Origin of the sequence: Kitasatospora sp. NPDC057936, assembly GCF_042887525.1 — a bacterium.
Classification (GTDB): domain Bacteria; phylum Actinomycetota; class Actinomycetes; order Streptomycetales; family Streptomycetaceae; genus Kitasatospora.
Map to the genome: position 1 here is coordinate 180,492 of NZ_JBHVPD010000005.1, position 12,632 is coordinate 193,123.

A 12,632-nucleotide genomic window follows, 5' to 3' on the forward strand; every position below is an offset into this window, starting at 1 on the left:
GAGGCCGGAAATTCACCGAGTGGACGTCTCGCCGAAACCCGGGCCGGGCGACCGGCGTTCGGGCACCCGGCGTTCGGGCGCCCGCTCAGGCGGCGGCCGGGTGCGCGGCCGGCGCGTGGGTGAGCAGCACGTGCACCCACACGGCGAGCAGCACCCCGGACGACACGGCGCGCTCGGCCGCGTGGCTGAGCGCCAGCGCGGCGCCCGCGGCGACGAGCGCGGTGCCGGCCACCAGCAGGGCGGCGGGCAGCACGTCCGCGGGGCGGGGGCGGTTCATCGTGGTCCTCCCTCGTGGTCGACGAGGCACCACGATGCAACCTCCCGCTGCGGCAGGTTCAAGCGTTCGTTCGCCGACGGGCCCCGAATCCGCCGACGGCCCCCGAACCGGCCCGGGTCAGCCGAGCGCCACCCGCTGCCACGCCGCCTCCCCGGCGGCCACCGGCGCCGGCCCGAAGTCGTAGCGCAGCCGGTCCGGTCCGAGGGCGAGCAGCGAGATCGAGGACGAGCCCCAGATCCGCCCGTCGCCGAAGTCGCGCCGCTGGACGAGCGCCGCGTCGTCGTCCGGCGCGAGCCCGTCCCCGGAGACGACCGGCAGCCAGGCGCCCCACGCGTCCTCGACGGTCCCGGCGCCGCCCGGCTCGGGCCGGGGCTCGGCCTCGAAGCGGGCCCGGAAGTGCGCGGCGCGGGCGGCCATCACGGCGCGGATCCGCTCGGAGGTGGTCCGGCTGTGGGCGCGGCCCTCCAGGCCGTCGTTGAGCACGACGCTCAGGCCGGTGGGCAGGTGGTGCTCGACCAGCCGCCCGTCGCCCCAACTGGCCACCCGGGCGCCGTCGGGACCGGCCAGCACGAGGTGGAACGGGTCGTACGGGGTGAGGTCGAGGTGGCCGACGCCGCCCTCGCGCACGGCGGTGAGCGGCAGCCGGCCGCGGGAGAGCCGCGTCTCGGCGGGGGCGAGCGGCCCGAAGCCGTTGAGCAGGCAGGCGGCAGAGCGCCGCCCGGGGTCGGCGGCGAGCCAGGTGCCGCCGGCGGCGAGGTCGAGCCCGCCGACCAGCCCCCGGTGCTCCGGCCAGTGGTGGGCCGGCGGGAGCCAGCGGCGCCCGAGGTACTCGTCCCGGACGGAGAGGAGCAGGACGGGCACCGCAGACCCCGGCTCGATGCTGACGAACGCCGTACACACGATCCTGTCCCCCGGTTTCGCTCTGTTCAGCGATCCTCGCACGCCAGTTCGCCTATCGGAACAGTGGTGGGGGCCCGGAAAGTGGCCCAGGAACGCCGCACGTGAATGCACCAGGCGGTAGGGCCACTCCGTCCCTAGGCTGGTGATCATGACGACGACGAACGAGACCGCGGCGCACGGGACCGCAGAGGGCGCGGACGCGCCGGTCCCCGCGCCCGCTCAGCGCCTCGCGATGCACCGGCTCGCCCCCGAGTACTACTCCGCGATGATCGCCGTGGACCGCGCCTCCCGGACCGGCCTCGACCCCCGGCTCGCCGAGCTGGTCAAGGTCCACGCCTCGATGATCAACGGCTGCGCCTTCTGCATCGACATGCACGCCACCGACGCCGTGCAGGGCGGCGAGCAGGACCACCGCCTGATCTCGCTCCCGGCCTGGCGCGAGACCCCGTGGTTCACCGCGAAGGAGCGCGCCGCCCTGGCGCTCACCGAGTCCGTCACCCTGCTGACCCGGGGGCACGTGCCGGACGCCGTCTACGACGAGGCCGCCGCCCACTTCGAGGAGGCCGAACTCGCCCAGCTGATCGCCCTGATCGCGACCATCAACGCCTGGAACCGGATCGGCGTGACCTCGCGCCTCAGCCCGGCCGCGAAGTGAGGGGAACCGCCGTGACGAGCCAGCAGGACAAGGCCCGGCTCCTGCACGAGTTGCACCGCGCCGGCGAGCCGCTGGTGCTCGCCAACGCCTGGGACGCGGTGAGCGCCCGCCTGGTCGCCGACGCCGGCGCCCGGGCCGTCGCGACGGCCAGTGCGAGCGTCTCCTGGACGCTCGGCAGCCCGGACGGCGGCGGCGCCGACCGCGACCTGGTGCTGGCGCAGACCGCGCTGGTCGTCCGCGCTGTGGAGCAGCCGGTCACCGCCGACCTGGAGAGCGGCTACGCGCGGACCGCCGCCGGGGTCGGCGAGACGGTGACCGCGCTGCTCGGCACCGGCGCCGTCGGCGTGAACCTGGAGGACGAGGGCCGTCCGCTCGACGAGGCGGCCGAGCGGATCGCGGCGGCCCGGGCGGCGGCGGACGCGGCCGGCGTGCCGCTCTTCGTGAACGCGCGGACCGACGTCTTCCTGCACCAGCTCGGTGAGCCGGAGGGCCGGCCGGACGAGGCGGTGCGCCGGCTGCGGGCCTACGTCGAGGCAGGTGCGGACGGCGTCTTCGCCCCCGGCGTGGCGGACCCGCAGACGATCGCCGCGCTGGTCCGGGCGGTCCCCGCCCCCCTCAACGTCCTGGCCGCGCCCGGCTCGCCGTCCGTCCCGGAGCTGGCGAAGCTCGGCGTCGCGCGGGTGAGCCTCGGTCCCGGCCTCGCCAAGGTGGCGTTCGCGGCGGTCCGCCGGGCCGCCGAGGAGGTGTACGCGAGCGGCACGTACACCGCCCTCGACGGCGGGCTGACCTACCCGGAGCTCAACGGGCTCTTCCAGGGCTGAACGCCGTTGCCGGCGACGGCGGACGGGCTGACCGCACGGGGGTCGGTCAGCCGATCTGCCCGCTGAGCCCGGGGTGGGTCATCTGGTTGGTCCCGATCTTCTCCACCTCCTGGGCGGTGTGCCCGACCACCGGCAGCTGGCCGGCGGTGTGGATGGCGAGGTCGGCGGGGGAGACGGTGAGGCCGTCGGTGAGACCGCCGGCGGCGTCCGGGGAAGCGGCGGTCTGGCTGGTGGCGGAGGCGGCGGGCGCGGCGAGCGCGAGGCCCGCCATGGTGAGGGCGGCCAGGGTGGCGAGTTTCTTCATGCCCTGCCGAACGACCCGGGCCGCCCTCGGGTAACCGGACGGCTCAGACCGTCACCCTCAGGGTCCGCACGCTGTTGCTGACGAACGAGGCGATCGGCTCCGGCTCCGCGCCCTCCGCGTCCTCCGCGAGGGCGAGGCCGGGGAAGCGCTCGAACAGGTGGCGCAGCGCCGTCTCCGCCTCCAGCCGGGCCAGCCCGGAGCCGAGGCAGAAGTGCGGCCCGTGCCCGAGCGACAGGTGCCGGTTGGGCCGGCGGGTGAGGTCGAAGGCGTCGGCGTCCTCGTGGTGCCCGGAGTCGCGCCCGGCCGCCGCGTACGAGGCGAGCATCGCCTCCCCGCGCCGGATCACCACGTCCCCGACCTCGATGTCCTCGATCGCGTACCGCAGCGGGAACTGCCCGACCGGGGAGTCGTACCGCAGCGTCTCCTCGACCACCGCCGACCACGGCTGCTCGCCGTCCAGCACCAGCCGCAGCTGCTCGGGGTGGGCCAGCAGGGCGCGGACGGCGTTGGTGATCAGGTTGAGCGTGGTCTCGTGCCCGGCGACCAGCATCAGCAGCAGCGTGCCGACGAGTTCGGCCTCGCTCAGCCCGTCGCCGGCCTCGCGCGCGGCGATCAGGTCGGTGGTCAGGTCGTCGCCGGGCTCGGCCCGCTTGGCCGCGACGACGGACGCGAGCAGCGCGTTGAGGTCCCGCTGCGCGGCGACGGCGGCGGCCGGGGTGGCCGAGCTGGAGACGAGCGTGTCGGACAGCTCGTGCAGGTCGTCCTGCTGCTCGACGGCGAGGCCGAGCAGTTCGCCGATCACCTGCATGGGCAGCGGGTACGCGAAGTGCGCGCGCAGGTCGAACGGGCCCTCCAGCTCGGCGACGGCGTCGAGCAGGGCGACGGCCCGCGCGTCGATCGCGGGCGCCAGGTCGGCGATCCGGCGCGGCGTGAAGGCCTGGCTGACGAGCCCGCGCAGCCGCCGGTGGTCGTCGCCGTCGGCGGTGACCATCCCGGGCACGGTGACGAAGTTGAGCAGCGGCCAGCCCTCGGGCAGCCGGCCCTCCCGGAAGTCCGTCCACAGCCGGGCGTTCTTGCCGACGCGCGGATCGGCGAGCAGCGCCTGGAGCGTGTCGTGGTGGGTTATCGCCCAGACCACCACCCCGCCAGGGAGCTCCACCAGGACCGCCGGGCCGGCGTCCCTGAGCCGGGCGTTCTCGCTGTGCTGGTCCCGTCCGAAGGGGTCGAGTCGGACGGGCCGGGGGCCGGTTCCTCGGGGAGCGTCGGCGGTGTCCATGCGGGCCTCTCGGGGGCGGGCGGTCGGGGCGGGGTGAAGGCGCTGTAGAGCACCGGCAGGCTGAGCAGTGCCCGCGACCACGGGGAGGGACGCCAGGCCAGTTCGACCGGCGGGACGGCGAGCTGGAGGTCCGGCAGCCGGTGCAGCAGGGTCTCGACGGCGGTCTCGACGATGATCCTGGCCGGGTGCTGCGCCGGGCAGACGTGCTGGCCGGCGCCCCAGGCCAGGTGGGCGCGGTTGCCGCCGAGCGAGCCGTGCGCGGCGGCGGCGACGCCCTGGGCGGCCGGGTCGGCGTTGGCGGCGGCCAGGCCGAGCACGAGCATGTCGCCGGCGCTGATGTACTGGCCGCCGAGCACGGTGTCGGTGGTGGCCCAGCGGCCGGGGAAGTTCTGCGTCGGCGGGTCGCGCCAGAGCACCTCCTCCAGCGCGTCGGAGACGGTGAGCCGGCCGCCGGTGAGGGTGGCCCGGAAGCGGCGGTCGGTGAGCAGCAGCCGCAGGGTGTTGCCGGTCCAGTTGATGCTGGTCTCGTTGCCCGCGACCAGCAGCACCACCAGGTGGTGCACCGCCTCCTCGTCGGTCAGCCCGGCCGGGTGGGCGAGCAGCCAGGAGGTGAGGTCGGCGCTCGGGGCGGCCCGGCGGCGGCGCACCAGGTCGACCAGGATGGCCTGGAACTCGGCGTTGGCGCGCACCGATTCGGCGCCGCTGTCGACGAAGTGGCTGATCAGCTCGATCAGCCGGGGGCCGGCCGCGGCGGGCAGGCCGACCAGCTGGGTGAAGACCAGCAGGGGCAGCGCGCGGGCGTACTGCGCGACCAGGTCGGCGGTGCCGTCCGGGCCCCAGCTGTCGATGAGTCCGTTGGCGGCGGCCTCGGTGGTGCCGCGTAGCTGGTGGTGGTCGATCTGGGCGAGCGTGTCCGCGACGGCGGCGCGCAGCCGCTGGTGCTCGGCGCCGTCCAGGTTGAGCAGGGTGGGGCGCCACGCGGTCATCGGCAGCAGCCGGGAGTCGGCCGCCAGCCGGCCCTCGGCGGGCACCCGCCAGCGGCGCGAGTCCTTGGAGAACAGCGTCTCGTTGCGGGTGAGTTCGAGCAGCTCGGGGTAGCCGAGGACGAGCCAGGCCTCGACCCCCGGCTCCAGCTCGATCGGCGCGACCGGTCCGTAGCGGGCGCGCAGCCGGGCGTACAGGCCGTGCGGGTCCTCGGCGACGGCGGCGCCGTACAGCGGCGTCAGCGGGCCGCCCGCGGGCACTCCGGCGGGCAGGCCGCCGCCGTGGCCGACGGGGCACCCGGACGTGGTCGGCGGTTCGGGCGCGTTCATCCTTGGAGCTCCAGCACGGACGTCCGGTGCAGGTGGTCCACGAAGTCGATCAGCAGGTCGTAGGACTGCCGCCGGTCGCGCGCGTCGCAGTAGAGGATCGGCACCTCGGGCAGCACGTCGAGCGCCGAGCGCAGCTCCTCCTCCGGGTAGGTCGGCGTGTCCGGGAAGACGTTGACGGCCACCGCGAACGGGATCCGCTGCTCCTCCAGCCGGCCGAGCACCTCGAAGCTCTCGTCCGGCCGGCGCAGGTCGACCATCGCGATGGCGCCGAGCGCGCCGCGCGACAGGTCCTCCCACAGCGGCCAGAACCGCTGCTGCCCGGGCGTGCCGAACAGGTACAGCGCGAGCCGCGGGTTGAGCGTGATCCGGCCGAAGTCCAGCGCGACCGTGGTCGTCGTCTTGTCGCCGCGCCCCGCGAGGTCGTCGACGCCGCTGCTCGCGGCCGTCATCGTCTCCTCGGTGCGCAGCGGGGTGATCTCGCTGAGCGAGCCGACCAGCGTCGTCTTGCCGACCCCGAACGGGCCGGTGACCAGGATCTTCACCGCCCCTTGGACGGAGGACGGCAGGTACTGCGGGTCGGCGGGCACCTCGGCGGGCACGGCTTCGGCGGGCACGGCTTCAGCGGAGTTGGCGGAGGCCAACGAGCACCTCTTCCAGGAGTGTTGTGGGCAGGCGTTCGGCCTGCGGGACGGGCGGGAGCACCTGCACGGCGCCGAGGTCCCACAGGTCGCCGACCAGCACCTTGACGACGCCGAGCGGCAGCACCAGGTGGGCCGCCACCTCGGCGATGGACAGCAGGCTGCGGCAGAGGCCGAGGATGCGCCGGTGCTCCCGGTTCAGCGGAGCGTGGTCGGGGAGTTCGGGCAGGTCCGGTAAGGCGCTGACCAGACTCTCGACCGCCAGCTCGGGCCGGGTGGAGCGGCTGCGGCCGCCGGTGATGACGTACGGGCGGACCGGCCCGTTCACCGCGGGCCCCCCGCCGCGTGGTCGACCCGCGGCGGGCTGGTGAGGTGGGTGCCGATCCGCTCGACCAGGACCTGCATCTGGTAGGCGACCAGCCCGGCGTCGACCGCCTCGCCGGTCACCACGGCCAGGTGCGCGCCCGCCCCGGCGGCGACGATGAACAGGTACCCGCCCCCGTACTCGATGATGATCTGCCGGGTGGCGCTGGCGGGCCCGCCGAAGCCCACCGCGACCCCGCGCGCCAGCGACTGCAGGCCGGAGCAGGCGGCGGCGAGCCGCTCGGCGTCCTCGCGCACGATGCCCGGGGTGCGGCCGATCTCCAGGCCGTCGTTGGAGACGACGACGGCGTGCTGGACCTCGGGCACGGCGACGATGTCGGCGAGGAGCCAGCCGAGATCAGGGGTGGTGGTCATGGAACTCTCCGGAGCGCTGGGGAAGTCGGGGGGACGCGGGACGGAACGGGTCGTCGTGGGCCTGGGCCCGGGCGGCCGAGCGGCCGCTGGCGGTGCCGGCCTGGAACATCGCCATGAACGCCTGCGCGTCCCGGGCCGAGCGGTACGGCGGCGCGGGCGGCGGAGGCGGGGGAGCGGCGTGCTGCGCGGTCGTGCCGGCACGGTCGCGCCGGTGGCTCCGGCGGGGCAGCGGCGGCGGGGCCGGGTCGCCGGCGGGGAGACCGGCGAAGGGGGGACCGCCGGCGGGGAGACCGGCGGAGGGGAGACCGGCGGAGGGGGGAGGCCCGGCGGCCAGGGGGGGTGCGAGCGGTGGGGTGTCCAGCAGGGGGTGCCCGCCCACCACGGGGGAGTGGTAGGGGCCGGCGCCGAACACCCGGTCGTCCGGCCCGAGGCCGGGGACGGTCGGCGGAAGCGGTTCGGTGAGCAGCGCGTTCGGCAGCAGAACGACCACGCGCACGCCCCCGTACGGGGAGGGCGCCGAGCTGAGCGTGACCCGGAAGCCGTACTGCTCGGCGAGCCGGCCCACCGCCGCCAGGCCCAGCTGCGGCACCTCGCCCAGCCGGGACACCTCCAGCGTGCTGCCGCCGGCCAGCGCGGCGCCCGCCTTGGCGACGGCCTGTTCCGGCATGCCGACGCCACCGTCGTCGATCTCGATGACGGCGCCGTTGTGCACCGGCATCAGCGTGACGAACACCTGGGTGCTGGGCGGGGAGTAGCGGGTCGCGTTGTCCAGCAGCTCGGCGACGGCGTGGATCAGCGCCTCGGCGGCGGCGCCGACCACGGCGGTCTCGATCCGGCTGCGCACCACGACCCGCTGGAACGGCAGGATGCGTGACTGGGCGCCGCGGACGACGTCCTCCAGCGAGACGGGTTCGGGCCAGTGCCGTCCGGCCCGCGCCCCGCAGAGCACGGCCAGGGTCTGGGCCAGCCGGGCCTGTTGGGCCGCCGCGTGGTCGGCCTTGAGCAGGCCCTCCAGCAGCGCCGGGTCGTCGTGGGTGCGCTCCATCTCGTCGAGCAGGGCCTGCTGGTCGTGGGCCATGACGAGGATCCGGCGGGCCACGCTGAGGAAGGCCCGCTGGGTGGAGGCGGTGTGCTCCTGCTCCTGCTGGACGACGGCCAGTTCCTCGCCCCGGCGGGAGAGTTCGGCGGCCAGCTGCTCCTGGAGCCGGGCGACGTCGCGGCGCAGCCGCTCGGCCCGGCGCCGGTGGGTGACGGAGACCGCGTGGTAGCGGGCGGCGGTCACGAGGGCGAGCGCCGCGAGCACGCCGGCTGCCGTTGCGCACCACTGAGTCATCGTCACGCGGCGAATTCTAGGGCGATGATCCTACGAAGGTGTGAACGGATCTCGCCAAGTGACCGGATCTCGTCAATATCCAGTCAATTCGGCGCCAATCCAACCTCGTTCGCCCCCGACCGGGCCGCCGGGCGACCACACTTCCCCCGCGGTTCCTCCCTACTCGGACACTTCGGACACGTGCGGGATGGCCGAGTCGCGCCCCGGGATGTGTGGGGAACGTGTGCACGGTGTTGCGGACGGGATCACATCCGGTGCAGGAGCAGCAGGGCCACGTCGTCCGGCCGGGAGCGGCGCTCCGTCACGTTCAGGGTCAGCAGGTCCGCCAGCCGCTCCAGCGCGGGCGCCGGACCGATCCGGCCAGGACCGGTCTGCCGGGCCCACAGCTCCAGCCCGTCCAGCATCCGCTGCACCGACTCGTCGTAGTCCTCCTCGCGGTCCTCCACCAGCCCGTCCGTGTACACCAGCAGCGTCTCGCCCTCCGCGAGCCGGCCGGTCGTCAGGTCGTAGGGCTGCCCCGGGTCCACCCCCAGCGGCGGGCCGCCCGGCAGATCCAGCTCGACCGCCCTCGCGCCGGCGATCCGCACCGGCGCCGGGTGGCCGGCCCGGGCCGCGGTCAGCCGGCCGTCCGCCGGGTCCAGGGTCAGGTAGAGGCAGGTCGCGAACAGCTCGGTGTCCAGCTCGGCCAGCAGCCGGCTGGTCCGCGCCAGGGTGGCCGCCGGATCGTGCCCGTCCGTCGCGTACGCCCGCAGGCCGCTGCGCAGTTGGCCCATCACCGCGGTCGCCTCGGCGTTGTGCCCCTGCACGTCGCCGATCACCAGACCGATCCGGCCGTCCGGCAGCTTCAGCAGGTCGTACCAGTCGCCGCCGATCTGCATCCCCTCGGTGCTCGGCAGGTAGCGGGCGGCGCTCGCGATGCCCGGCAGGCGGGGCAGCGTGCGCGGCAGCATCGCGCGCTGCAGCTCGCCGGCGCGGTGGTGGTGGGTGTCGTACAGCCGGGCCCGCTCCAGCGACTGCGCCAGGATGCCGGCGAACGCCGAGTACAGGGTGCGGTCCTCGCGGCCGAAGTTCCGCTCGGTGGCGAAGGTGATCAGGCACGAGCCCACCTGCCGTCCGGACGCGACCAGCGGCAGCACCGCCCAGGCCGCCGGGCTCCCGGCCGGGCCCCCGGGCGGGCCTCCGGTCGTGCCTCCGGGCGCGCCTCGCCCGGGTTCGCCTCGCCCGGGTTCGCTGAACAGCGGGGCGGAGCGGGTGAGCGAGGACTGCATCACGTCCTCGGACAGGTCCGCCAGCCGGGTCGGTTCCGAGCGGCGCGCGCCCCCGTAGACCGTGTGCGTGACCGGCAGCAGCCGGCCCTCGTCCACCAGGTCCAGCACGATGCTCGCGGCCCCGAACGACGGCCGGGCCACGTCCGTCACGGCGGCGGTGACGTCCCGCACGGTCACCGCCCGCGACAGCGCCCGGGTCAGCGTCAGCAGCAGCGCCGTCCGCGCCGCCCCGGCCTTGTCCTGCCGCGCCGGTCCGTCCTGCGGCTCCTCCTGCCCCGCGCGTTCCCCGGCGAGCGCGTCGCCGTGCTCCGCGAGCAGCCCCGCGACGCGCACCGGCCGGTCGTGGACGTCCAGCATCACCTCGCCGGACTCCTCGACCCGCACCACCCCGCCGCCCCGGCGCAGCACCCGGTACTCGATCCGGTACGGCCCCCCGACGGCCAGCGCCTCCGCCATCGCCGCCCGCACGTCCGGCAGGTCCTCCGGGTGGACGATCCGCTCCAGCTCCGGCGCCGAGCCGTCCGGCGCCACCGGCTGGCCCGTCACCCGGAACGCCTCGGCGTCCCACGCGGTCTCGCCGGTCACCAGGTCCCGCTCGAACGCCCCGTGCCGCGCGGCCCGCGCGGCGAGCGACAGCACCGGGCGGCCCGGTGCCCCGGCCGGCCCCGCCGGAGCCTGGGCGCTCTGCGGCAGTCGGCCGTCCGCGTGATCGAGCAGGTGCGCCAGCCGGTGCGCGCACGCGTCGCCGATCGTCTCCAGCACGTCCAGGTCGCGCAGCGGCACCGTGCCCCGGTGGGCCAGCGCCAGCGCCAGCACTCCGATCGGCCGCTCGTCCACGATCATCGGCAGGGTGATCACCGCGACCATCCCGGTGCCGAGCCCGGCGTCCTCGTTCGGGTAGTCGGCACTCGTGTGCTCGGGCGACAACAGGTACGGCCGCCGCAGCCGCAGCGCCGCCGCGGCCGGCAGGTCGCTGCCCGGATCGATGGTCCCGTACCGCTCGTGCGCCCACCCGGGCAGCCCGTGCGAGGCCGTCAGCCGCAGCATCCCGGCGGAGTCCAGCAGGTACAGCGCGGAACCCTCCCCGGTGATCCAACTGGGCCCGTCGGCGAGGACGGTGGCCAGCATCTCGGCCGCCGTCGTGCAGCCCAGCAATAACCGCACGCAGCGCATCGCACTGCGCACCGCGCGGTTCTCATCCTCGACGGGAGCCATTGATTCTTCATACCCCATTTCCCCACCCCACGAGCCCCCGGCGACCCCCCACCCTGCCTGCCACGCCCCCACCCCCACCGCCGGTTCCCACCCCCACCCGACCCGCGCGCACTCCGAGCCGGCGCAGCCCCGGCAAGCCCCCGCCCCCGCGCGCCTTCCCCCAGCGCGACGCCTGCCCGCGGGGGCGGTGCTTCTCCCTCCCCCGCGTCCGCGCAGCGGCGCACGGGCACCCCGGCGAGCCTTGTTCGATCGCTCACGGCCCGAGCAGCCGGCAGCCCACACTTCCCACGCCGTGCGCCGCTGCGGCCTTCGTGCCTCCGCGTCCTTCCCTGCTTCCCCTCCGCTCCGTTCCCCTTCCCTCCCCTCCCTTCAGCGTTTTCCGCGTCCGGGGAGGTCGGGGGCGGGTACACCTGCGGGCCCCAGCCGACGCACCAGCACCAGGGTCCGGTCGTCCGCGACATCCCGCGCCACGGTCCGTACGAGCTGCTCCGCCGCGCCGCGCGTGAGCTCCTGCTGCGTGCGGTGGGTCCGCAGCTCCGGCTCCGCAGCGGCCAGCAGCCGGAGCACACCCTCGTCCAGGTCCCGGCCCGGCACCTCCACCAGGCCGTCGCTGAACAGCAGCAGCGAGTCCCCGTGCGCCAGCCGCCCGGTCGACGCCGGGTAGGGGGCGCCGGGGATCAGGCCCAGCGCCGGGCCCCCGTGCGCGGCGAGGTCCCAGCCGCCGCCGTCCGCCCGGCGGAAGCGCGCGGCCGGCGGGTGGCCGGCGTTGAAGAGGCGGTAGTCGCCGGTGGCCGGACGCAGCGCGAGGTGGACCGCCGTCGCGAAGTGGTCGTCCCAGCCCATCCGGACGAGGTGGTCGTTGGCCGCCGGCAGGAACGCCTCCGGCGGCACCCGCCCCAGCAGCATCCCGAAGGCGCCCGACAGGTGCGTGGACCGCGCGGCGGCCCGGCTGCCCTTCCCGGACACGTCCACGAGCAGGAGCTCCAGCAGGTCGTCCTCGGGGCGGTGGGTGCAGAGGAGGAAGTCCCCGGAGAAGGAGGTGCCGCCGGCGGGGGCGAGGGCGCTGTCGAAGTGCCAGTCGAGGAGGCGGTCGGGGAGCCGGGCGAGGGTCCTGGCGTGTTCGGCGAGTTCCAGGAGGATGGAGTCGCCCTGGGTGCCGCGCAGCCCGAGCCGGTGCCGGAAGCGGTTCGCGACCAGCACCGTCGCCCCGGTGGCGGCGAGGACGAGGGTCACCCCGAGCCGTACGCAGTGCGGGTCCTGCAGGGCGGCCCCGAGCGCACTGCCCGCGAGGGCCGCGCACACGAGCACCAGCAACCGCCCGCGCGGCAGCACGAGCCCGCCGACCACGAGCGGCAGCACGAGCGCCGACGGGGGCCAGCTGTACGGCAACGCGAGCGGCAGCAGCCCGAGCACCACCGTGAGCACCAGCAGCACGACGAGCGCGTCCCGCCCGGCCCGAGCGTCCCCGTCCAACAGCCGCCCGTACCACCGCCGCACCCTCCCGACCAGCGCGGGCAACAGGACCTCCACCAAACGGGTGGGCGGTCCCCGGTCATGACCCCCCAGTCAGCCCCGCCACACTAGCCCCCAGCAGAAACGTTCCCTCCGCCCCCACCCCCGAGCCCCCGCACAGGAAGTCGCCCCCGCCGACTTCCCGCGCCTTCCGGACCGCCACAGCCCGCCCCCAGGTCCTCTCGCGCCCTCGCCAACCTCCTTCCCCCGCATGGGAAGTCGCCCCCGCCGACTTCCCGCGCCTTCCGGACCGCCACAGCCCGCCCCCAGGCCCTCCCGCGCCCTCGCCAACCTCCTTCCCCCGCACGGGAAGTCGATCCTGCCGACCTTCCGCGCCGCCCTCATCCCGCCGACTTCCCGCGCGCTCCGGAGCATTCTCTCC

At 75.6% G+C, this 12,632-nt stretch carries 13 protein-coding genes; 2 read left to right on the top strand and 11 right to left on the bottom strand.

Features of this window, described 5'->3' with window-relative positions; genetic code table 11:
* Positions 1-85 precede the first annotated feature (85 nt).
* Together ACFVU9_RS04840 and ACFVU9_RS04845 are read right to left on the bottom strand one after the other, a co-directional pair.
* Entirely contained in the window at positions 86-277 is a 192-nt protein-coding gene (locus ACFVU9_RS04840) for a hypothetical protein (protein ID WP_380436858.1), read from the bottom strand.
* A gap of 117 nt (positions 278-394) precedes the next feature.
* The gene (locus ACFVU9_RS04845; protein ID WP_387589939.1) at positions 395-1,177 is read right to left on the bottom strand and encodes an NRDE family protein; all 783 of its coding nucleotides are present in this window, start codon (positions 1,175-1,177) and stop codon (positions 395-397) included.
* A 148-nt stretch (positions 1,178-1,325) separates the two neighbouring features.
* Here ACFVU9_RS04845 and ACFVU9_RS04850 point away from each other — a divergent pair, with 148 nt between their 5' ends.
* Together ACFVU9_RS04850 and ACFVU9_RS04855 are read left to right on the top strand one after the other, a co-directional pair.
* Positions 1,326-1,832, top strand: coding sequence for a carboxymuconolactone decarboxylase family protein (locus ACFVU9_RS04850; protein ID WP_380436862.1), 507 nt, complete (start codon positions 1,326-1,328; stop codon positions 1,830-1,832).
* A gap of 11 nt (positions 1,833-1,843) precedes the next feature.
* Positions 1,844-2,653 carry an isocitrate lyase/phosphoenolpyruvate mutase family protein gene (locus ACFVU9_RS04855; protein ID WP_387589942.1) on the top strand — a complete coding sequence of 270 codons (810 nt, stop codon included), beginning with the start codon at positions 1,844-1,846 and terminating at the stop codon, positions 2,651-2,653.
* A 46-nt stretch (positions 2,654-2,699) separates the two neighbouring features.
* On the opposite strand, the gene ACFVU9_RS04860 is transcribed toward ACFVU9_RS04855, so the two are convergent.
* The 9 genes from ACFVU9_RS04860 to ACFVU9_RS04900 all read right to left on the bottom strand — a co-directional run bounded on the left by ACFVU9_RS04860 (position 2,700) and on the right by ACFVU9_RS04900 (position 12,256).
* Positions 2,700-2,957: a hypothetical protein gene (locus ACFVU9_RS04860; RefSeq protein WP_387589945.1), complete on the bottom strand. Its 258-nt coding sequence runs from the start codon at positions 2,955-2,957 to the stop codon at positions 2,700-2,702.
* Positions 2,958-3,000: 43 nt separating this feature from the next.
* Positions 3,001-4,116 (bottom strand): cytochrome P450, encoded by a 1,116-nt coding sequence (locus ACFVU9_RS04865; RefSeq protein WP_387589948.1) that lies wholly within the window; start codon positions 4,114-4,116, stop codon positions 3,001-3,003.
* A complete protein-coding gene (locus ACFVU9_RS04870; protein WP_380494031.1) occupies positions 4,080-5,546 on the bottom strand; it encodes a cytochrome P450 in 1,467 nt (488 codons plus the stop codon). The genes ACFVU9_RS04865 and ACFVU9_RS04870 overlap by 37 nt, the downstream gene beginning before the upstream one ends.
* A complete protein-coding gene (locus tag ACFVU9_RS04875; RefSeq protein WP_380436872.1) occupies positions 5,543-6,160 on the bottom strand; it encodes an ATP/GTP-binding protein in 618 nt (205 codons plus the stop codon). Before ACFVU9_RS04875 ends, ACFVU9_RS04870 begins: the two co-directional genes overlap by 4 nt.
* 4 nt (positions 6,161-6,164) lie before the next feature.
* Positions 6,165-6,512, bottom strand: coding sequence for a DUF742 domain-containing protein (locus tag ACFVU9_RS04880; RefSeq protein ID WP_380436874.1), 348 nt, complete (start codon positions 6,510-6,512; stop codon positions 6,165-6,167).
* Complete coding sequence (locus ACFVU9_RS04885) at positions 6,509-6,922, bottom strand: roadblock/LC7 domain-containing protein (protein WP_363648005.1); 414 nt, start codon at positions 6,920-6,922, stop codon at positions 6,509-6,511. Before ACFVU9_RS04885 ends, ACFVU9_RS04880 begins: the two co-directional genes overlap by 4 nt.
* Positions 6,906-8,255, bottom strand: coding sequence for a sensor histidine kinase (locus tag ACFVU9_RS04890; protein WP_387589967.1), 1,350 nt, complete (start codon positions 8,253-8,255; stop codon positions 6,906-6,908). Before ACFVU9_RS04890 ends, ACFVU9_RS04885 begins: the two co-directional genes overlap by 17 nt.
* A 245-nt stretch (positions 8,256-8,500) precedes the next feature.
* Positions 8,501-10,738, bottom strand: coding sequence for a SpoIIE family protein phosphatase (locus ACFVU9_RS04895; protein WP_387589954.1), 2,238 nt, complete (start codon positions 10,736-10,738; stop codon positions 8,501-8,503).
* A gap of 369 nt (positions 10,739-11,107) precedes the next feature.
* Positions 11,108-12,256, bottom strand: coding sequence for a PP2C family protein-serine/threonine phosphatase (locus tag ACFVU9_RS04900; RefSeq protein ID WP_387589957.1), 1,149 nt, complete (start codon positions 12,254-12,256; stop codon positions 11,108-11,110).
* Positions 12,257-12,632: the final 376 nt, after the last annotated feature.